This is a genomic window from Parendozoicomonas callyspongiae (assembly GCF_023502345.1).
In the GTDB taxonomy this organism is placed as follows: domain Bacteria; phylum Pseudomonadota; class Gammaproteobacteria; order Pseudomonadales; family Endozoicomonadaceae; genus Sansalvadorimonas; species Sansalvadorimonas callyspongiae.
The window spans coordinates 1-20487 of the sequence record NZ_JAMFLX010000039.1 but is presented as its reverse complement, the minus strand read 5'-3'; the positions used below and the strand labels follow the sequence as shown (position 1 = coordinate 20487).

Genomic DNA, 20487 nt, shown 5'->3' with positions numbered 1-20487 from the left:
ATATGCACTTGTACATGAAATCAGTTGATTTGTCGTGGTCAACAGCCTGTCTTTCACAGAAACATTTTTAATTTGATTCACTGTTTTCATGGATCAGAAACACAAAGAGCCGGATTCTTAATGAATCCAGCTCTTCGAAATCAATCTGGCTACGGTTCCAGAGAACTGTTCATGTTGTTGACAGAACCGGAGCCCAGCATCAGGCCTGGACGATATTAGTCCTGGTGAGGCAGTTCTTCACCTTCGCCCTGGTTTGGCATTGGCAGACGAACAGGACGGCCGGGAACAACAGTAGATACTGCATGCTTGTAGACCATCTGGCTAACAGTATTCTTCAGAAGAATAACAAACTGATCAAAAGACTCGATCTGGCCCTGAAGCTTGATTCCGTTTACCAGGTAGATGGAAACAGGAACACGTTCTTTGCGCAGAACGTTCAGATAAGGGTCTTGTAGGGAATGCCCTTTTGACATTACCGTACTCCTTTTATTTGTCGAATTATAAAAAGCCTGAGCTTAGGTCCGGCCAGGAAACGGATAACAGGTTAGCAGATACTGCAAATGCAGACAGCCAATTGTTTAATCTGTAAACAGCCTGAAACCGACCACCATAAGTCAGCGCCTATACACCTTCAATAGGTAATATTAGCTAGTGGAAAGGTGAGACTGATTCTGAAAGTTTCACAGCCTGCCCTTCCACGCAATCCTTTAATTAACCTTACACACTAATCGAGAAAACGTATTACTTTCTGAGTGACTGACTCAATCAGACCATCAGACAGGCTGTCTTCCCAGTGCAGATCATCCCAGCTACGAAGCCAGGTAAACTGCCGTTTCGCCAGCTGGCGAGTCGCAATGATCCCCTTTTCGACCATCTCATCACGGGTTAGTTCACCAGCGAGATAACCCCACGCCTGCCTATAACCAACACTACGAATAGATGGCAGCCCTGGATGCAGATCACTACGGGCAAAAAGTTCTTCGACTTCTTCAAGGAAGCCGTTTTCCAGCATAATCTGGAATCGCAGCGCAATCCTTTCATGAAGGATTTTACGCTCAACCGGAGCCACTGCGAGATTCAAAACACGGTACGGCAGCTGTCTTCGCGTTTGCTCTTCCCGTAACTGGGTCATGGTTTTCCCACTGACCAGATAAACTTCCAGCGCACGTTGCAGGCGCTGCGGGTCAGTTGAATGAATTCGTTCTGCTGATACCGGATCCACTTTGGCAAGGCTTGCATGCACAGAAGGCCAGCCTTCAGCTTCTGCCTGTTCGAGAATCTGCTGGCGAATGGTTTCATCCGCAGCTGGCAACTCAGCCATGCCATCCCGAAGCGCCTTGTAATACATCATGGTACCGCCCACCAGCAGCGGCACCCGTCCACGGGATGTAATCTCTTCCATTTCCCGAAGCGCATCCTCACAGAACTCGGCGGCCGAATAAGCTTCAGCCGGGTCACGAATATCTATAAGGCGATGTGGAGCCCGAGCCAGTGTCTCAGCATCAGGTTTTGCCGTACCAATATCCATTCCCTTGTAGACAAGTGCAGAATCAACACTGATCAGATCACAGGGCAAATTCTCATGCAGCGAAACGGCAAGATCTGTTTTGCCGGCAGCTGTTGGCCCCATAAGGAAAATTGTGGAAGGAAGAGGTTTGGTCACCTATCACCTGTTATTAAAAGAAAGACTGGTACGCACAGGGCGGGGGATTCTAACGAAGCCAATCCCAGTATGGAATGATGGAAATCATCAAACCGCTCGGTGTTTGTCATTATTCGACATTAAAAACAAATAAAACACGCAGTAAAAATAGCTGAACTGGTAGACATCAGGGGATTCTTAGGATCTGCCCCACTCTTATGGTGGAATTCACATCCAGACTGTTGGCACTCAACAGACTTCTCAGACTGGTATTGTAACGACTGGCAATACCGCTCAAGGTGTCACCACTTTTCACCCTGTAAGTCCGGGCACTGCTGGCAATCACACTTCCGTTCTTGCGAGCCGCAATTAAAGTTCCTGCCGGTGGTTGCTTGTGGAAGAAATCCCGTACCCCAGTATAAATTGAGCGGGCAATCTTGCGCTGATGAGCACGGGTCACAAGCCTGCTGGCTTCTGTAGGATTGGAGATAAAACCGGTTTCCACCAGAATTGAGGGAATATCCGGAGATTTCAGCACAGCAAATGCAGCCTGCTCCACTTTGCTTTTGTGAAGCTTATTAACCTTACCGATGTGCGTCAGCACCTGTTTACCAATCCGCTCACTGCGTGCCTGGCTGTCAGTCATGGAAAGATCGAGCAAAACACCAGCCAGCACATCGTCCTTGTCGTCGATACTGACTCCGTCTTCACCACCAATCAGGTCAGAGCTGTTTTCCTTGTTTGCCAGCCAGCGTGCCGTTTCTGACGTAGCTCCACGCTGGGAAAGAGTGAAAACAGAGGCACCTCTGGCACTCTTGCGACGGTAAGCATCAGCGTGAATGGAAACAAAGACATCGGCATTTCCCTGCCGGGCTTTCTTGGTTCGCCCCCGCAAAGAGATGTAGTAATCACCGGTTCGAACCAATAGAGGTTCAAAACCTTCTTCTTTCTTAAACAGTGCTGCAACTTCTTTAGCGATAGCGAGAACCACATCTTTTTCCCGTGCGCCCCTGTGACCAACAGCGCCTGGATCTTCACCACCATGACCGGCATCTATTGCTATAACGATATTGCGATTAGAAACCTTTGGTTCAACCGGTTTTCTGGTCTGGGCTGCGGCAGCCTGTTTATCGAACAGGTCAATAACAAGACGATGTCCGTAAGTTTCATTAGGCTTCAGAACAAAACTGCGAGGGCTCACTCCAGTACTCAGATCCAGAACAATTCTCAGATCATTATTGTTTCTGCTGGCCCAGCGAATTTTCTTGATAGGTGTATCACCCAGAGTCAGACCATCCAGAGATCCCGGCAATCGGGTTCCGGTGATATCAACAACCAGACGATGGGGATTGGCCAGCGGAAAAATCTTATGCTCAACAGAGTTGCTGAGATCCAGTACCAGACGAGTTTTATCCGGTGCACGCCAGAGACGGGCACCTTTCACTGCGGCAGTGCCAGCAGCAAGAACGGAAGCTGCTCCCGGCAAAGTCAGGGACGCAACCAACACAGATGCCAGCTTGGTAAATCGACGTCTCGACAGTTTTGGTTCCTGCGCCACAGCTTACCCCGTTATCGTCCCTGCAACAGATGCGAACATATAGTCTGCCCGTGTTCACTTAACGGCTCAACCCGTACTATCCGGCTATCGGGTTTATAGGTGATGCTGACTTCAATATCCGCAGCAGGAAGATAGCCCTTTCCTCTGATCGGCCACTCAACCAGACATAAGGCGTGGGGGCCGAAATATTCGCGAACACCCAGAAAATCCAGCTCTTCAGGGTCACCCAGGCGATACAGGTCAAAGTGATACACATTGCTTTCACCCATCTCGTAGGGTTCAACCAGTGTGTAGGTCGGGCTCTTCACCGCGCCCTCATGACCAAAGCCACGCAGAACACCTCGACTCAGCGTTGTTTTGCCTGCGCCCAGATCACCTTCCAGATAAATGATTCCCCACCCCTGGCTGGCATCCGCAAGACGGCGACCAAAGGCCACCATGCTCTCCTCACCAACCAGTTCAAATTCAATTTTCTCAGACATATATCTCTACTAACCCTGGCCGGCCAGGTAATTCAGTTTTTGTCGAATAACAGGAATCAAATCTGTTGCCGCGATGCCCCGCTCACCATCGGCCTGTGCACAGGCATCTCCGGCGCAGGCATGAAGCCATACACCCAATGAAGCGGCAAGAGTTGTATCGTGCCCCTGGGCAATTAAGGCACCGATTACACCACTGAGAACATCTCCCATACCCGCAACACCCATTCCAGGATTGCCGGCATTACAAAGATCAGTACGGTTTTCACTCTGAATCAAAGAGCCTGCTCCCTTCAGCACGGCAACATCACCGCAAAGAACCTGTAACTCTTTCACTGATTGAAAACGGTCATGAATGATGTCAGCGATGGGCTTCCCAAGAAGACGGCTGGCTTCTCCCGGATGTGGTGTTATAACGCACTGTTGACGTACTTTGTAGAGCTCGGGGGATTCAGAAATAATATTCAGGGCATCTGCATCCATCAAAACAGGTAAATCACTTTCCAGCACCGTCTGCAGCAACTCTTTACCCCAGCTATCTTTGCCTAACCCCGGACCGATAACGACTGCGCTTTTCCCTTTTAACAAAGGCTGCAGTTCAGCAGAAGTGTTCGCTCGCCGCGCCATAACTTCCGGACACCGCATCATAGCTGCCATTGCATGCTCTGCGCGGGTAGCCAGAGTGACCAGACCAACACCACATCGCATAGCTGCCTCCGCAGCCATAAGAGCCGCACCGCCCATACCATGATCACCACCCACGACAAGAAGGTGTCCGTGGTCACCTTTGTGGGCATCACGCCTGCGGGGATGAACCTGCGATGAAAGCTCTTGCTCACCGATCAGCTGGGCTGATGGAGTTTCACACTTGTAGACGGAATCAGGAACATTCAGACGGGCAAACTGAACACGCCCGCAACATCTCGGGCCAGCACTGGTATAAAGTCCCTGCTTCAGCCCGATAAAGGTGACAGTTAAATCAGCTTTAACAGCTTCACCCAGTTCTGAGCCGGTATCAGCTGACAAGCCTGATGGAATATCAACTGCCATCACCGGGCGTCCAGACCTGTTTATCAGGCTAATGGCATCGGCAAAATCACCTTTCACATCACCACTCAGGCCAGTACCCAGCATGGCATCAATAACCAGAGTCCCGTTGATTTCAATATCTGGAGACCAGGGTTCAAAGTGGCCGCCCAGGTCATGGAACCGCTCCCAGGCTTTGCGGGCATCGCCTTTCAGCAGGTTTGGGTCTTTTAAAGCGATTACACGGACAGGGATATAGCGACGTCGTGCCAGAGCCGCAATGATATAGCCATCACCACCATTATTTCCTGCACCACAGAAAACCTGTAACGAGCCGCCACGACCAAGTGCCGGCCAGCCTTTCAGGGCTGCATCAAAGACGGCCTGCCCGGCGCGCTTCATCAGTTCAATGCCTGGGATACGATGATTCTGTATCGCTTCGGCATCCAGCTTACGAACCTGTTCAGCGGTATAGAGTGAGTGTGATAAACTGCCGCCCATGGGCGTTCCCCAAAAATGTTCCAGTCTGGCAGGGCTGATTCATGGCAATAGCCTTGAACAGCACCTTTAATTCCGCATTATATCCTGTAAAGCCTTAACCCCAATACGTGACAGAATCACTTTCAGCTCAAAATCTCAATGAATCCCAGTTGGCTGATCTGGCTTCCAAAGTTAAGGGCTGGGCTCGTGAGCTTGGTTTTCAGGATGCCGGTATTAGTAATATCGACCTCGGCCAGCACGAGCAACACCTGAAAAACTGGCTGGACAAACATTTCCATGGGGAAATGGATTACATGACCAGCCACGGTAACAAGCGATCACGTCCGGGAGAGCTGGTTCCTGGCACGATCCGGGTTATCTGTGTACGTATGGATTACCTTCCCGGAGACACCCAGACCGTAAGAATTCTAAAAAGCCCTGAAAAAGCCTATATCTCCCGCTACTCGCTGGGACGGGATTACCATAAGGTCATCCGCAAGCGTTTAACTCAATTGGGAAAGCGCATTGAAGAGGAAGTGGGCAGTTTTGGATATCGGGCATTTGTAGACAGTGCTCCGGTGCTGGAAAAAGCTCTGGCGCAACAGGCAGGTCTCGGCTGGATTGGGAAGAACACTCTTCTTTTGAACAATAAGGCTGGCTCGTGGTTCTTTCTCGGAGAGCTGTTTACTGATCTTCCTTTGCCGGTAGATAAACCAGTAACAGCCATGCGCTGTGGCAGTTGCTTCGCCTGTAAGAAAATCTGCCCGACAGACGCCATTATCGGATCTCATCAGCTGGATGCCCGCCGCTGTATCTCTTATCTGACAATTGAGCTGAAAGACTCAATTCCCCTTGAGTTCCGCAAAGCTATTGGAAACCGGGTATTCGGTTGTGATGACTGCCAAATAATCTGCCCATGGAATAAATTTGCCAAACCAACCGGAGAAACGGATTTCCTTCCTCGCCATAAGCTGGATTCTTCAGAGCTGGCCGATCTATTTTTGTGGACTGAAGAAGAATTTCTGGAACGAACAGCAGGTTCACCGATTCGCCGCACGGGCTTTGAAGGCTGGTTAAGAAATCTGGCCGTCGGCCTGGGAAATGCTCCATCGACGGAGAAAGTCATTCATGCACTTGAAGCACGACTGGATTATCCATCTGATATGGTGCAGGAACATGTTCGCTGGGCTCTGGAGCAACACCAGAATTAAAAAAGCCGGGATAGCATTTCCCGGCTTTATCAGAATCAATAGCTATCAAAGCTTAATGAAGTGCTCGCGGTAGTACTTCATCTCATCAATAGATTCGCGAATATCTTCAATCGCCTTATGGGAACCGTCTTTATTGAAACCATTCAAAAGTTCCGGCTTCCAGCGGCGAGCCAGCTCCTTCAGGGTGCTGACATCAATATTGCGGTAATGGAAGAAGTCATGCAGATCGCTCATATAATTAAACAGAAAGCGGCGATCCTGCCCGATGGTATTGCCACACATAGGTGACTTGCCGGGCTCCACATACTGCTTGAGGAAGTCGATGGTAATCTGCTCAGCTTCTGCTTCACTGACTGTACTTTGGCGTACTCGCTCGGTCAGGCCGGTTTTGCCATGAGTTTCGATACACCACTCATTCATGGTATCGAGTACAGAATCCGGCTGATGAACAGCAATAACCGGACCTTCTGCCAGAACGTTTAAATTGGCATCAGTGACGATGGTAGCGACTTCGAGAATGCAATCAGACCGAGGGTCCAAGCCCGTCATCTCCAGATCGAGCCACACCAGGTTATCTGCCTGCATCGCGTTTTCCTGCACCATAATGGGGTTGCCTGTTACAACTCAAGTTGATTCGAAATACATCTGTCATCATAATCTGGTCGGATAATGTCTTGCAAACCTCTTACTCCCTCCTGGTACTACGTTTTTCATGGCTAAACGCAAACTCAACCGCCGTCAGGCCTGGCGCATTCAGAAAATTCAAGGTGAACGCGCCGAGCGAGCTAAACGCCGGGAAAGCAAAATCCAGGATCAGCTCAATACCAGTGAACTCGGCCCCGAGGAAGAAGGGGTGGTTATCGCCCATTATGGCATTCAGCTGGATATCGAACGTCCATCCGAACCGGGTTCCCTGTATCGCTGCCACCTTCGCGCCAATTTGCCCGCCCTTGTAACCGGAGATCGGATCATTTGGCGACCAGGCAAAGATGATATAGGCGTAGTTGTCGCTCAGCTTCCCCGCACCAGCGAATTATGCCGCCCGGACAACCATGGCCGGATCAAACCCGTGGCTGCCAATATCGACTACATCGTGCTGGTTGTGGCGCCAGTTCCTCGAGCCCACCCTAATCTTATCGACCGATATCTGGTTGCTGCAGAGGCAGTTGATATTGAACCCGTGCTTTTGCTCAATAAAACAGACCTTTTGAACGATGAAAACCGTCAGCATCTGGATGCCCTGATGCAGGTCTATCGTGATCTGGGTTACAAGGTTCTCACCGCCTCCACCAAGCTGGAGCATGGTCTGGACGATATCAAAGCCCTGCTGAAGGATCACACCAGCGTCTTTGTTGGCCAGTCCGGCGTAGGGAAATCCTCGCTGGTTAACGTGCTTTTACCTGATGTCGACGCCAAGGTTGGTGATCTATCCGAACAAACCGGTAAGGGAACCCATACAACCACCTCCGCCAAGCTTTTCCACTTTCCTGAGGGCGGCTCCCTGATCGACTCACCGGGAATCCGGGAATTCGGCCTGTGGCATATGGACCCTGAAGATGTGATTAATGGCTTCCGGGAACTGCGAAACCTGCCCGGATACTGCCGTTTCCGGGATTGCCGACATGAACAGGAACCTGGCTGCGCCCTGCTGGAAGCCTTGAAAAAAGGGGAAATCCTGCCAGCCCGGATGAACTCTTATCGCCATATTCTGTCCTCTCTGGACGAAGACTGAGACTAAGGTACAAGCTAAGCCCGAAAACCTTTATCCCTTGGCGTTGTCAAAAACGATAACGTCAATTATTTACAGGGAGTTGCTGTATGCTTTCGGATCGATCTCGTTCAATAATTCTGATATCTCTCGGTCTTATCGGCCTGTTAATGTTATGTGTGCCTATATCTCGGGCTTATGGGGACGATACTGATCTTCCTGTTCTCAGTGTTTACATGACTAACGCAGGGGCCCGGCTGACCTTTGGAACCAGCCTTTCTCCTCTGCCCCTTTACGAGCTGACCATCAATACCTGGGACAGAACAGATCTGTATGGCGATCCACCCAACCTGGTTCTCAACAACTCTCCCCTGAAATATTTTCGCTATCTGCTGACTGAAGCCAAGCCATTCATTCTGAAACAGCTGCTGGCTCACAAGGAGTGGATGGATGCTCCTTTGCAGGTTTACATTGGGGCAGCCGGTGCAGACAAGGCAGAAACCATGTCAATTCCAGACAGGTCCGTTCTGTCTTACCTGAATCCCAGACAACTAAAACAGTGTTATAACCCCGAGTTAAGCCGTAAAGACTTCTATCAGTGTGCCTTTACGCATGAAGTGAACGAAATTCTACACAGGCCGCCACTCTCGCCCAAGATTGATATGATCGTTGAGCAGGATACCCACCTGATTAACTCCATGGCCTGGTTCCACGCGCAACGACTCCACAAAGCCAAACCTGGACAGCCAGCTATTGTTATTCATTCAACATCTATCAGTCAGCCATACCTTATGAAAGACGGTCAGGTTATTCCTCTTGAAGGGTGGATGCCGCCAGCGCTGCAAAAAAAAGGTGGAACATACCAGATAGGTGAGGAGTTCCAGAACTATCTCAATTCCACTGACAGCTCAGATTTGATTGATGCTATAGAACATGACCAGCGCAGTTATAACCACCCGCTGGGGCAAAAAGAGAACTTCAAGCGTCTGAAGCGAGGCAAAGGTTACAACAACTATGGTCGTATAGTTGGAGAGACCGGCGTTGAAATTAACAAACAACATCTGAAGCAAAATGGACTGAATACAAACAGCCTTGCTTACAGCAAAGCGGTACAGATCGCTATGCCGATGATTGAGAAAGCCAGAAAAGCATTTGTGCAATTAACTCTTGCGCTTTATGCCCGCAACCAGAATCTGTTTGATGGCCATTACCCACATATCATTATCGTGGGAGAAGAATCCGATATTTTGTTCCCGAATCTGAGCACTTTTCATTCCACAGTATGGAATGTTATCAGTGAGGCACGCCCAAGTGTCGGCGACTGGCAGCGTACTGTAACGCTGAAGCGCAAAGAGCTGGCCGACTCAGACAAAATGAAAGCCTGGCTGGAAAATGATGCAGGCCATATTGTTCAGAATGTTTCGATTCTGCCTGTTACAAAATTCGCCCGGTACCAGCACCGGGCATCAGTCAAAAGGCTGAACCCAGGACTTTACTCAAACCCATAGCGGGCTTTCATAACCTGCCTGTAAACCCGGACTGCGGCACTGGCCAGAGCATTATTTAACTGCTCACCTGTGACCAGTTCGGGAATGAGGCGGCCCTCAGTCAGGTTTGCAAACCTCCCCTGCAATATTTGTTCATCAGCTTTAAGGGTTTCACCATAAAACCCAATAATTTTCACTGGAACTTTCTTGGCATAAGGACAGGTAAGCTGTTTTGAGAGATCGACAAGACCATCCACCGTTTGGGTAAATTCAGGTCGTAAAAAGGATTCTTTATCCTGTATCAGCCGGGACATAACCCCTCCCAGCTCGTTTCGGTTTGTTTTTGAATAGCGATCAAGAAGTTCTTCTGTTGTGTAATCGATATTCTGCTTCTTCCAGAACTCTCTGACCAGAAGAGACAGTCTTCCTGCTCCTTCATTATCACTATTGAGCAGCTCTTCACCTTCACGCCCAAGCTGATAATAACCTCCAGCAGGCGTCGTATCGGTAAAGGCAGCTTTCTGCTTGATAACTTCACCATCACGAACGAGATAGCCTTCCCCGTAGGTGTCATCGTAAATGACCACATGAGCACTGTCTTCCTGTCCTTTCACAGCCTCCAGCAGCAAAGCTCCATCATGGGCGGCAGCCATCGCCCCCAAAGTTAAGCCATGGGAGCGGAATTGCTCATCAACTATCCCTTCATAAATACTGAGAGCCTGCCTGCCCTCAGATGAGCTGTAGCCATAAATATGTCCATCAACGGCATCCAGCCCGGCAATGGCGTAGAGGAATGAAAACTCTGGAGACTCCCCTAGAAGGCCTTTGTCTTTCAGCCTTTCAAGCTGAGGCAGAAGCTTGGCCAGCAGCTTGTCTGTGAGCTGGCCGGCAAAATGATCAGCGACCCGAAAATGGTCAAAGGCAATATTCCCGGTATAACCAAGAAACTCAGCATCCGTTTTGATATCTGCCTGCTCATGCAAGAGGGCCTGCGGCTCATCTTTGCCAGACAGGGGAACCAGCCAGGCATCGGCACGGGCATTCCCACTCAGCACCGCTACCAGCCAGCTATCTGCCTGAACACTCCTGCCAGCTAAAAGCAAAATGGCGGCCAGCAACCATGTCACTCTCCATTTCTCCATGCGCATTTATCAGTACCTCTGTACAAATGAAACCGCACAGTAATAGCTCAGATTCCCCGGACTTGCTCCTCAGCCCCCCTCAAGTACAATGCAGTCTCCCTTTGCAAGGAATAACAGCCGGGAATCCCGCTGGAACCATAACAATGAGTGATACCCTTCCCCCTGTTGACTTGATAGAGCCCGCCCAGCTGGTTGAGCAGCTGGAGGCACCGGATCTGATGATCCTTGATGTTAGTAATCCAGCCACATACCAGCAGCTTCATATTCCCGGAGCTATTCATATTGCTCCCTCTGAGTTGATCTCGGGCAAGCCTCCAGCCACTGGCAAATTGCCTTCTTTAGAACAGCTGAATCAACTATTCAGCCGGGTTGGCTATCTCAGCGATAAGAGTATTGTTGTGTATGACGATGAAGGCGGCGGATGGGCTGGTCGGTTGATATGGACTCTGGATCTTCTCGGACACAAAAAGCTGGCCTATCTCAATGGAGGCCTGCATGCCTGGATGTCAGAGCAGCTTCCGGTAGAAAACACTCCTGTTTTCCCTGCTCCAACAGAAACAAATCTGAAAATTATAAACCCGCAGGTTCGAGCCAGTGCCGAAGAGATTATGGTAGAGCTTAATAGTTCAACCGTGATCTGGGATGCCCGTTCTCCAGGTGAATACGACGGCAGCAAACAGTTTGCAATGCGAACCGGACATATTCCCGGAGCTATTAACTTCGAATGGACTCAGGGTATGGACACTGAACGTTTCTACCGTCTGCGTAATGATCTGGCCAATTTACTCAATGGGATCGGTCTGGGGAAAGAGAAGAACATAATCACTCACTGCCAGACACACCACCGCTCTGGATTTACATACCTTGCTGCACGAATTCTTGGGTACAAGAACATCCGGGCCTATGACGGATCATGGTCAGAATGGGGTAACCGTTCTGATACACCTATTACCACGGCTGATTGATGCCAGCTTTAGCTATTAACGGCAGACGAAATACTGTGAAAGACCAACTATTTATTGCGCTTCAACATATTACTCCTCACCACCTGCTGTCACGGTTGATCGGCATTGTTGCTGAATGCCCATGGCCGTCTATCAAAAACCCTCTCACTAACTGGTTTGTAAAACAGTACAACGTAAATATGAGTGAAGCGGTGGAAGAAAACCCTGAAGCTTACAACTGCTTCAATGACTTCTTCACCCGCCCTTTAAAAGAGGGTATGCGACCACTGCCCGAAGACAAAAATACTGTTGTCTGCCCGGCAGATGGTGCAATCAGCCAGCTGGGTGATATCAAGTACGGTCAGATTTACCAGGCCAAGGGGCATGAGTTCAGTCTGACAGAACTGCTGGGCGGCGACCATGAGCTGGCTGCAGAGTTTCAGGATGGCAAGTTCGCCACCGTATATCTGTCGCCCAGTGATTATCACCGTGTTCATATGCCCTTTGGTGGTACCCTGCGCAAGATGATTCACGTTCCTGGTCGCCTGTTTTCGGTAAACCAAACCACGGCTGAAAATGTACCCCGTCTGTTTGCCCACAATGAGCGTGCTGTCTGCATCTTCGATACTGAAAAAGGCCCAATGGCTGTGATTCTTGTAGGTGCCATGATTGTTGCCAGTATTGAAACAGTCTGGGCTGGACTGGTTACTCCTCATAAGCGCAAAGTTCAAACTTTTGACTATACCCCTGAAGGCCGTAAAGACATCAGGCTTGAGCGTGGTGAGGAAATGGGGCGTTTTAAGCTGGGTTCTACAGCGATTGTGCTATTTGGCAAGGATCAGGTGGAATGGGCTGAGGAACTGGCTGCTGAAACGCCTGTTCAAATGGGGCATGCTTTCTCGCAATAATTTTCTTCTATTAACAATCGGAGCTGTTCGTCCAGCTCTGATTGTTTATTAATCTTTCAATATCTTAATCGTCAAGATTCCAACGCAAACAGCCTATAACTAAGCAGGCAAACTGCAAGTTCTTTCTTTCCCTATACACTTATCTACATATATGTAGTCAGCAAAGGAAGGCTGTTATGGATGGTGGAAATAGAGTTGGTGGAGATCAGAGAAAATCACAATTTTTCAGACAAATCTCAGACCAGAACAAGACAACAGATAAAAGCCAAGGTGTTACAGACGATCAAAGGTCTGTAGCAAGTACTGAGAGCAAAAGCTCTTTATCCGATAGTTCAAGCGGAAGTGATGCTGCGAAGCCAACCACCACTGTTCAATCGCGGAAGGTGGACTACAAACGAGTTTTACACAAATTTGTTGATCGTTCTAATAAAACACATATCCATCCGAAGGCAGTTTTAAATGAAGCTCAACCAACAACACAACAAGAGCGAGAGCATTGCCTTAAAGTTTTTGAGGATGAGATTGTTAAAACTTTTAAAGGAAAAAACACTAAGAACAACTCACATCTATCCTCTTTGGGAAATGCCCTTGTTGAACTAGTTCAAATAAAAAATGGTTCTTCATATTCCCCTGAATTTCTCCAAAAAACCTTCCACGTTATAGCTCTTCACCAAAACCTTGCAAAAGAAAGGGAAGGGCGAATAATCGCTAGAGAAGGTGGCCAAATTAAAGAAAAAAATATCAAGGCATGCATGCATCAGTTTGATGAGATTCTCGCCGGTAGAAACCCATTTACTACCGCTCAAATGAAAAGCATTGCTACGCATCACCCACAACTCTATGTCCAGCTTCTTGCAGCTATTGATCTTGAAACACTAACTCCCTCTGAGCTTCATGAACTATATGGTTCTCTTACTGAATACCTCAGTCAGGGTGGAGAAGCATGGGAAGTATTGCAGGGAACCGAAGCTAAACAGTGGCTTACTACCCAAGAAGGTATCATGCCTGCATTTTCTGCCCGAGATTTCGAAGAAAGCAGAGGATATTTAACCCAACAACTTATCGCCCTTAAAGCAGCTGATTTCACCGGTATAGACACAGATCCCTCTCAACAAAAGCCAGAAGAATTTGCCAATGGGTTTACTTATTATCCAGGTGCGTTAACCAAGGAGTTTGACTTTACCAATCCTGCAATGAGAACACTAAAAGCGCTTCAAACCGCAGGCGTTCTTTATACAACAGTATTACAGGCAATGACGACTCATACTGGCGACCACATGGCAGACCGAGACTTTGAAGAGTCAGCGCTTGAAACCTTAGGCTGTAAAAAGGACTGGGATAGAAGCGGAACCTACCTCATGCAGGCAGTAATGAAAGAACACATTCCTGAATATAAAAAAGGTGCTGCATATCAATGCCACCTTTACGTCTCAGGAGACAGTGTCGTCACCAATACAGATTACTCTCAAGCCAGGGGAGGCTTTCAGGTTATCCCGGTAATGGACGGAGAAGGTGATGAGGCTACAGTTGTCGATTATAACTATCCTCCTGCATCCTGGCCCAGCATTAAAGCTCCCAAGGTAAATTGGGCTGGGCATGAGCAACCAGAGTTCAAAGCACCACCACCCAAAGGAGCTCCCACGAAATATGACAGTGATAGTGGTGTCGACGTTACAGGCTCCTCAGAGGAAAACTAAATTCCCTATTACCAAACTCAGTATCAGCTGGAAAACTTCCAGCTGATACTTCTCGGTTACCCCAATTCTTCCCGCAACTTATCAAGAAACGCCCGCAAATAATCCGTATTCTCTTCCGCCAGCTTTCGCCCCGGTGCAGTCTTCATGGTTTCACCAAGCTTGAGCAATTTGCAGAAGAAGTGGTCCACACTGTACTGTTTATCATCCAGCTCACGGTTTTCAGCCCACGGGTCTTGAGCGTGGAACAACTTGGAACCCATCTTGCCACCGGTATAAAACACCCGGGCCAGACCAATTGCCCCAATGGCTTCCATTCGGTCAGCATCCTGAACAACTTCTGCTTCCGGGGTGCGGGTTGGGATATTGGCTGAAAAGCTATGCGCTTCTACGGCATGGCAGGTGTTTTCAATCAACTCTGCCGGAAACTTCAATTCTCCAAGAATCTCAGCTGTTTTCTGTGCTGCAAACTGAGAGGACTTGCTGCGGTTTGGGTGATTCTTGGGAAAAGTCACAATATCGTGGAAATAACAGGCGGCAAGAACCGTCAGCGCATTAACCGGACGGGTTTCTTCAGCCATTATTTTCTGAGCAGTTTTCCAGACCCTTTGAAAATGAGACAAGTCGTGAGAATAATCGTCTGTCTCATGGTCATGCAGATATTCAATGAACTTTTGTTCCCAGTTCTGAAGCAGTTGCGGGCTGTTATAGTCTGTCATTCTCAGCTCAGTTAAGGTCATGGCACACGGAGGAGTGGCGCGCAGTTTAACAGAGCTGAGAAATAACTACTCCCCCGGGATAATCATCAACGTGTACTCCGATGCTCCAGGCAGGAACGGGCTCGGGTTAGCATCAAGCCAGTCATAAAAACCCGATTGATAGAAAGACGACAACGGATGTCCGCTCTGCCCACCAGGAATATGCATAATGCCTTCTTCTTCATTCCCTGGTGAAACAATCATGCGTTCAGAAACACCCTGATCAGGTTGCTGTGCCCGTGGCATCCAGTTATCACCCGCAAGCTGCACTGCCGGCATATTGAGCCACTCTCCAATATATGGAATAGAGCCAGACAACGGATGCCTGATACGGGCAGTATTCCGCTCGCCCCATGTTTTCAGTGGTAGAGCCTCAACACCTCCCAGCTCTGAAATCACCTCATCAATTGTTTCCAAAACCAGCTCATTCCAGCTTCCGTAAGCAGGAGGAAGCCAGTTGTCGGGCTGCCTCTCAAGAAGACGTAAAACGCTGACTTCTTCTTTCTTCAGCTCCTGAATCCAGCCGTCATCAACACTTCCTTCAGGGTTATTAGAAAGCAAAGTGAAATAGCGCCCCAGATTCATTAAAACCTTAAGCTTCACTGCATCCTGAAATTCCCTGACCAATCGATAACCAACATCGTCGACAACAGCCCTGCCTGTCCACTCATCTATATAAGCCTTGAAGACAACACGGCCATCATTTGCCTCCATAGCCTTTGCATCTAACGCATTAAGGGCAACTTGCCGCCAGGAGCTCATGTAAACAGCCCGATCATCAAGGGAAACATCAAGAAGATCCCGTTCCTGGAAAGACTGACGGGCCATCAACTCATCACGAATCTGCAGGCTTCTGGCACCAGGCGAGTAACCGCCATCTCCAAGCTTTTGATAATTCTCTCCACCAACAACCCGGGCATTGGCAGTCCAGATACGATCAGAGGCAGGATTGATAACCCGGGGATACTGATCCAGGGGCAGCCAGCCATTCCAGTTTTCTTCGGCTTCACGCCAGGACAATGGAAATGTGGAATCAACCCCAATGCGATTAGGAACCCGGCCAGCGATACTCCAGCCAATGTTGCCCTGTTTATCACCGACAACGAAATTCTGTGGAGGAACGCCACTGGCATTGGCAATCTCAATTGCAGACGATACGTCAGAGGCCTGTTCAAGTTTGTATAGCCCGGCATTGGTTGCTTCAGAGTTGTGAGCAGTCCAGCGAATCGCCTGCAGGGAGCCATCATATTTAGAGCGAACGACAGGGCCCCAGATTGAGTAACGCACCTGCATGGTTTGAGGAGTGTCACCACTAACCTTGACCGTACTGAAGCGATTCTGGAATGGCACAGGCCCATCTGGCGTTATGTAGTGATCGTCTTCGGTGACCTCCAACATCACCCTGTCACTCCAGTCACCCTGAGAGTTGGTAAATGCCCAGGCAACAGAGCCATTACTGCCAACCACCATAAAAGGCGTACCAGGCAGGGTTACGCCAGTGATTTTACTTTCCTGTCCATCTTCCCCGTAAACAAACTGCATTCGGTACCAGATAGTTGGAACCCGCAGCGACAGATGCATATCATCCTCAACAATGGCACCGTCATGTTCACTGAGATTACCCGATACAGCAAAGTTATTACTGCCAATAACCGTTGACGGTTTAAAGACGCCGGTCAAACCTTCAAAATCCCTGTCGCTCTTTAAACGCAGATTAACCTGATCCTCTCCGGGGATGTCTGGCTCAGGCATAAATGAGTTATCAAGAGGAGCTTCCCATGGTGTTGCCGAGGGCGAAATAAAGTTCGCTACACCGCGACCTGCCACAGAGGCAATAAATCCTTTCCCAGCGTCTCTGCCCGCCTGATCATCTGACAAATCCAGATACATGCTGAACACAGTTAGAAATGTATCTTCTGGCTTCCAGAAGGCCGGCTTTGTTCTTAGAAGAAGATATTCAAAAGGCCAGCTGTCCAGATCAGACAGCCCCTGGTTAACTCCGGCAGTGTAGGCCTGGAGGAGCTCACGTTCATCTTCGCTCAGGTTTTCAACCACCTGTTCCGCAACTCGCCTGAAAAGATGGATACGAACAGAGCGATCATGCTCAAGTGCAGCCTTTCCGACCAGTTCGGATAGTTCTCCAGCGGAGTTTCTACGCCCCAGATCCATTTGAAAAAAACGATCCTGGGCATGGAGATACCCCGTCGCAAATGCAACATCACTTCTGGTCTTACCAGTTACAGTTGGGATGCCCTGCCGGTCACGATCAACCCTGACCGGAAGCTGCACATCCGGGCTGCTAACAGTTCCATCTAACTGAGGAAGGCTTAAAGAAAGGAAACCATAAATTGATAAAATGGCTATTACAGCCAGAACTAGAACCAGCAGTAACCACCGGCGGATCAAAGCCAGCATCAGGCAACCCCCTTATTATTGTTATTTATGCCGTCGCTTACTGCTGACAGGTCACTCTTTATATCGAGCTGAAGTGAAGATTTTCGATGATAAAGAACGTCATATTAATATCATGTTGGTAAGGAGGAAGCACCCCCTTACTATTGCTGCCGCTATACCAGCTCTTATGCCCTGCCCTTTGTTTCTGCTGAAAACTTGCCGAACCACTGTTTAAGCTTGGCCTGCGGAAGTGCCCCGGATACTCTGTCGACTTCCTTGCCCTTCCGAAAAACAATCATCGTGGGAATACTGCGGATGTTATAGGGCGCAGCCAGTTGCTGGTTTGCTTCTGTATCAAGCTTTGCGAAGATCAACCCCGGCTCCAACTCTCCAGCCACCTTGGCATAGGCCGGTGCCATAGCTTTGCAAGGGCCGCACCAGGGAGCCGAGAAATCGACAACCACAGGAAGATCTGTCTGGCTTAAAAACCTCTTGAAATTCCCGGCATGGAGGTCAACAGGCTTGCCAGCGAAAAGTCCTGCTCGGCACTTGCCACATATAGGTCCATCAGAAAGACGTTCTGCTGGGATCCTGTTAGTGGCAGAACAGCGGCCACAAACCACCTGAACAGGCTGACTCATAATGCTATCCGTTATATGCGGGAAGCTAGTCACCTCAGGAAGGTGTTTCATATCTGAGAGAGCGACACTATCTGCTAATCATTGTTTTTGGCGTATTCCTCTCTTTCAGATACCAACTGATAATACCGGCAGCAAATGGTATCAGTCCCAACAGGCTGTATAGTGGTGCACACCAGACCACGTAAATAGTAATGACACCATTTATTAACAGGAACAGGCAAGGGGCGTACGGCCAAAAAGGAATAGATATATTGTCCGGGTCATTCAGCTTCCAGCGGATAAGGCCGGAGATTGTCATCATACAGCTGATACCAAGAGTATATCCGGCATAAGTCATCAACTGTTGATATGTGCCAGACCACAACATGACAACGGCAATAGCAGCCTGGAACCACACAGATGTAGAAAAACCATGCCTGCCTGAAGAGAGCCATCCTGGCAAATATCCATCTTCAGCCATCTTTGCATAAACTCGCGGTCCCATCATGATCATGGCAGAGAGCGAAGAACAAAGTGCGAGCATCACAACAGTGCCAACCAGCCACTTGAATACATTTCCACCAATGCGATGACCTACGATCTGAAAAACATCCAGCCGGTTAATCAACTCTCCGGCATCACCACTGTATAGAATTATCGTGTTTAAAATCAGAGTCAGGGCAATAATAAGCAATGTGCCCAGTACAGTCGCCTTGTAAAGATTTCTATCTGGGTTCTTAACTTCGTCCGCAATGTAAATAACAGCATTCCAGCCAGAGTAGCCGAAATAAACCATCACCGAAGCCAGGGCAGCATTAGAAAGACCAACATCTTGTATATCCCGCATTCCCTGCGATGGCTCGACAGATATTATTAAGCCGCCAGCAATAATAAATACTGTCAGCAAAGCCAGTTTCAGAATTACGACATACCCAAGCGCTTTTACCCCACGATTAGCTTTCAGCGATAAAACCTGTGCGGCTATCAGAACCATAACCGATGCGATAACACGGCTATCTAGCCAGGGAAACAGCGGCTGAATAAATACACCCAGTGCATAAGCACACAAAGCGATTGAGGCAGTAAACCCAACCAGTAATGAAACCCAGCCAGCTATACACCCAAAAACCGGGTGAAACATCTTGGAGAGAAAAAGGTATTCTCCACCGGATTCCGGAATAAGTTTTGCCAGAGCACCATAAGACAGTGCTCCACATAACGCGATCACTCCACCAATAGACCAGACAAGAAGCGTGGTCTCCCGGGACAGCACCTCACCAAGTACATAACCAGTCGTGGTAAACGTGCCAACGCCAATAACATTGGCAACAATAAGAAAGACAGCTCTGGACAGACTGATATGTCGGGTTGGAACCACAGCCATGCGTCACTCCTTACTTCGAATAATACTTCCATGCAGCTCATGTGGTTGTTTTCAGAAGCTGGCAATGGAATCGCAAAACAAGGGTAGGCGAAACAGGAGGTTTTCGATGATTTTCCCCAGTTTCAAGTGGCGAGATCTACATAGGAATTTATTGCTTATTATTAAACAAGCTACAGTCTAAAGTCTGGAGCAAGGTATTTAGCCTTAACATTTCAAGTCAGTCAATCAAGCAAGGAAGCAGCAATGAATAACCCTCCCTCAAAATCAGTCTCGCAAAGAAACCTTATTGGCTGCCTGTTTGCCATTCTATTTGCATCAGTCAGTATCAAGGCTTCTGCAGGTCCTCTCTCTGAGCTGATGGCACTGAATGAGAAATGGCCAGAAACCTTTGCTAAAAAGGATGACAGCTCCTTTCCTGATTTCTATACCAAAAATGCTCTAACTGCCCAGTATCCCTACAATGCAGAAGAGAACCTCACGGGGCTGAAAGCCATAACATCCTTTTTTAAGAAAGGTCCTTTCAAACTTGAAGATGCCTCTGTCACCACCGATTTCATCGCAATGGAAGCCAAGGGTAAAACCAGCTTGATTATCAAACGCTGGCAGCTGAAACATGCCGCAGGTGATGCCGCAGGACTTGCAATAAAGGTTGCACAATTGACCGATAAGTGGCTTTGGAATATCGAATTAAGTGCAGGTGGTATTAAAGGGGTGGCTGACCTCTCTCAAAATGACTATGAGCCTGATAACTCAGCACTAAACTATCTGACTGACCGTATGGCAGTTCAAACTCGCCCTCTGTATAAATCTCCAAGTATCGACATCAATGACATTGCAAATAATCAAATGGATATTAGTGTCGGCGTCAGATATAACAACCTGCTTACCATTGAGAACGGTGATCAGGGGCTGGTTATTGCCACTGAAAACCGTAGAGGAAGAACTCGTATAGCATTTATTGCAGCGGATAAAGTCGACGAAGAGTGGCGTGCAGCTGTGGTGATTGGGTTTCCTCTAGCTCAGGAATAACCAGAATACTTTGGAAAAATGCT

18 protein-coding genes are annotated in these 20487 nt (G+C 48.6%); 7 read left to right on the top strand and 11 right to left on the bottom strand.

Going from position 1 to position 20487, the window contains the following annotated elements:
• Nucleotides 1-215: 215 nt before the first annotated feature.
• The 5 genes from hfq to M3P05_RS18800 all read right to left on the bottom strand — a co-directional run bounded on the left by hfq (nt 216) and on the right by M3P05_RS18800 (nt 5206).
• Nucleotides 216-473, bottom strand: a complete 258-nt coding sequence (hfq, locus tag M3P05_RS18820; protein ID WP_249701649.1) for an RNA chaperone Hfq — start codon at nt 471-473, stop codon at nt 216-218.
• A 251-nt stretch (nt 474-724) separates the two neighbouring features.
• Entirely contained in the window at nt 725-1630 is a 906-nt protein-coding gene (gene miaA / locus M3P05_RS18815; RefSeq protein WP_249701658.1) for a tRNA (adenosine(37)-N6)-dimethylallyltransferase MiaA, read from the bottom strand.
• 199 nt (nt 1631-1829) lie between these two features.
• On the bottom strand, nt 1830-3200 hold the full coding sequence (locus M3P05_RS18810; RefSeq protein ID WP_332842031.1) for an N-acetylmuramoyl-L-alanine amidase: 1371 nt from the start codon (nt 3198-3200) through the stop codon (nt 1830-1832).
• 11 nt (nt 3201-3211) lie between these two features.
• Nucleotides 3212-3682 carry a tRNA (adenosine(37)-N6)-threonylcarbamoyltransferase complex ATPase subunit type 1 TsaE gene (gene tsaE / locus M3P05_RS18805; protein WP_249701648.1) on the bottom strand — a complete coding sequence of 157 codons (471 nt, stop codon included), beginning with the start codon at nt 3680-3682 and terminating at the stop codon, nt 3212-3214.
• A gap of 9 nt (nt 3683-3691) precedes the next feature.
• Nucleotides 3692-5206 (bottom strand): NAD(P)H-hydrate dehydratase, encoded by a 1515-nt coding sequence (locus M3P05_RS18800; RefSeq protein WP_249701647.1) that lies wholly within the window; start codon nt 5204-5206, stop codon nt 3692-3694.
• Nucleotides 5207-5355: 149 nt separating this feature from the next.
• Between M3P05_RS18800 and queG the strand changes: the two genes are divergently transcribed.
• Nucleotides 5356-6396, top strand: a complete 1041-nt coding sequence (gene queG, locus M3P05_RS18795) for a tRNA epoxyqueuosine(34) reductase QueG (RefSeq protein ID WP_249701646.1) — start codon at nt 5356-5358, stop codon at nt 6394-6396.
• 45 nt (nt 6397-6441) lie between these two features.
• On the opposite strand, the gene orn is transcribed toward queG, so the two are convergent.
• A complete protein-coding gene (gene orn / locus M3P05_RS18790; RefSeq protein ID WP_249701645.1) occupies nt 6442-6981 on the bottom strand; it encodes an oligoribonuclease in 540 nt (179 codons plus the stop codon).
• A 127-nt stretch (nt 6982-7108) separates the two neighbouring features.
• On the opposite strand from orn, the gene rsgA reads away from it, so the two are divergent.
• Nucleotides 7109-8128: a small ribosomal subunit biogenesis GTPase RsgA gene (gene rsgA, locus M3P05_RS18785; RefSeq protein ID WP_249701644.1), complete on the top strand. Its 1020-nt coding sequence runs from the start codon at nt 7109-7111 to the stop codon at nt 8126-8128.
• A gap of 86 nt (nt 8129-8214) precedes the next feature.
• On the top strand, nt 8215-9612 hold the full coding sequence (locus M3P05_RS18780) for a hypothetical protein (RefSeq protein ID WP_249701643.1): 1398 nt from the start codon (nt 8215-8217) through the stop codon (nt 9610-9612).
• On the opposite strand, the gene M3P05_RS18775 is transcribed toward M3P05_RS18780, so the two are convergent.
• Complete coding sequence (locus M3P05_RS18775) at nt 9597-10739, bottom strand: hypothetical protein (protein ID WP_249701642.1); 1143 nt, start codon at nt 10737-10739, stop codon at nt 9597-9599. The genes M3P05_RS18780 and M3P05_RS18775 overlap by 16 nt on opposite strands.
• 137 nt (nt 10740-10876) lie before the next feature.
• Between M3P05_RS18775 and M3P05_RS18770 the strand changes: the two genes are divergently transcribed.
• The 3 genes from M3P05_RS18770 (at nt 10877) to M3P05_RS18760 (ending at nt 14282) form a co-directional block, all read left to right on the top strand.
• Nucleotides 10877-11698 (top strand): sulfurtransferase, encoded by an 822-nt coding sequence (locus M3P05_RS18770; protein WP_249701640.1) that lies wholly within the window; start codon nt 10877-10879, stop codon nt 11696-11698.
• Nucleotides 11699-11733: 35 nt separating this feature from the next.
• Nucleotides 11734-12585 (top strand): archaetidylserine decarboxylase, encoded by an 852-nt coding sequence (asd, locus tag M3P05_RS18765; RefSeq protein ID WP_249701639.1) that lies wholly within the window; start codon nt 11734-11736, stop codon nt 12583-12585.
• Nucleotides 12586-12761: 176 nt separating this feature from the next.
• On the top strand, nt 12762-14282 hold the full coding sequence (locus M3P05_RS18760) for a hypothetical protein (RefSeq protein ID WP_249701638.1): 1521 nt from the start codon (nt 12762-12764) through the stop codon (nt 14280-14282).
• 56 nt (nt 14283-14338) lie between these two features.
• Here the strand turns inward: M3P05_RS18760 and M3P05_RS18755 are convergent, their stop codons facing one another.
• The 4 genes from M3P05_RS18755 to M3P05_RS18740 all read right to left on the bottom strand — a co-directional run bounded on the left by M3P05_RS18755 (nt 14339) and on the right by M3P05_RS18740 (nt 19435).
• Nucleotides 14339-14998 carry a phosphohydrolase gene (locus M3P05_RS18755; RefSeq protein ID WP_249701637.1) on the bottom strand — a complete coding sequence of 220 codons (660 nt, stop codon included), beginning with the start codon at nt 14996-14998 and terminating at the stop codon, nt 14339-14341.
• Between the two features lie 66 nt (nt 14999-15064).
• Nucleotides 15065-17452: a penicillin acylase family protein gene (locus M3P05_RS18750; RefSeq protein ID WP_249701636.1), complete on the bottom strand. Its 2388-nt coding sequence runs from the start codon at nt 17450-17452 to the stop codon at nt 15065-15067.
• A 164-nt stretch (nt 17453-17616) separates the two neighbouring features.
• Entirely contained in the window at nt 17617-18072 is a 456-nt protein-coding gene (trxC, locus tag M3P05_RS18745; protein WP_249701635.1) for a thioredoxin TrxC, read from the bottom strand.
• Nucleotides 18073-18139: 67 nt separating this feature from the next.
• On the bottom strand, nt 18140-19435 hold the full coding sequence (locus M3P05_RS18740; RefSeq protein WP_249701634.1) for an APC family permease: 1296 nt from the start codon (nt 19433-19435) through the stop codon (nt 18140-18142).
• Nucleotides 19436-19678: 243 nt separating this feature from the next.
• Here M3P05_RS18740 and M3P05_RS18735 point away from each other — a divergent pair, with 243 nt between their 5' ends.
• On the top strand, nt 19679-20464 hold the full coding sequence (locus M3P05_RS18735) for a hypothetical protein (RefSeq protein ID WP_249701633.1): 786 nt from the start codon (nt 19679-19681) through the stop codon (nt 20462-20464).
• Nucleotides 20465-20487 lie beyond the last annotated feature (23 nt).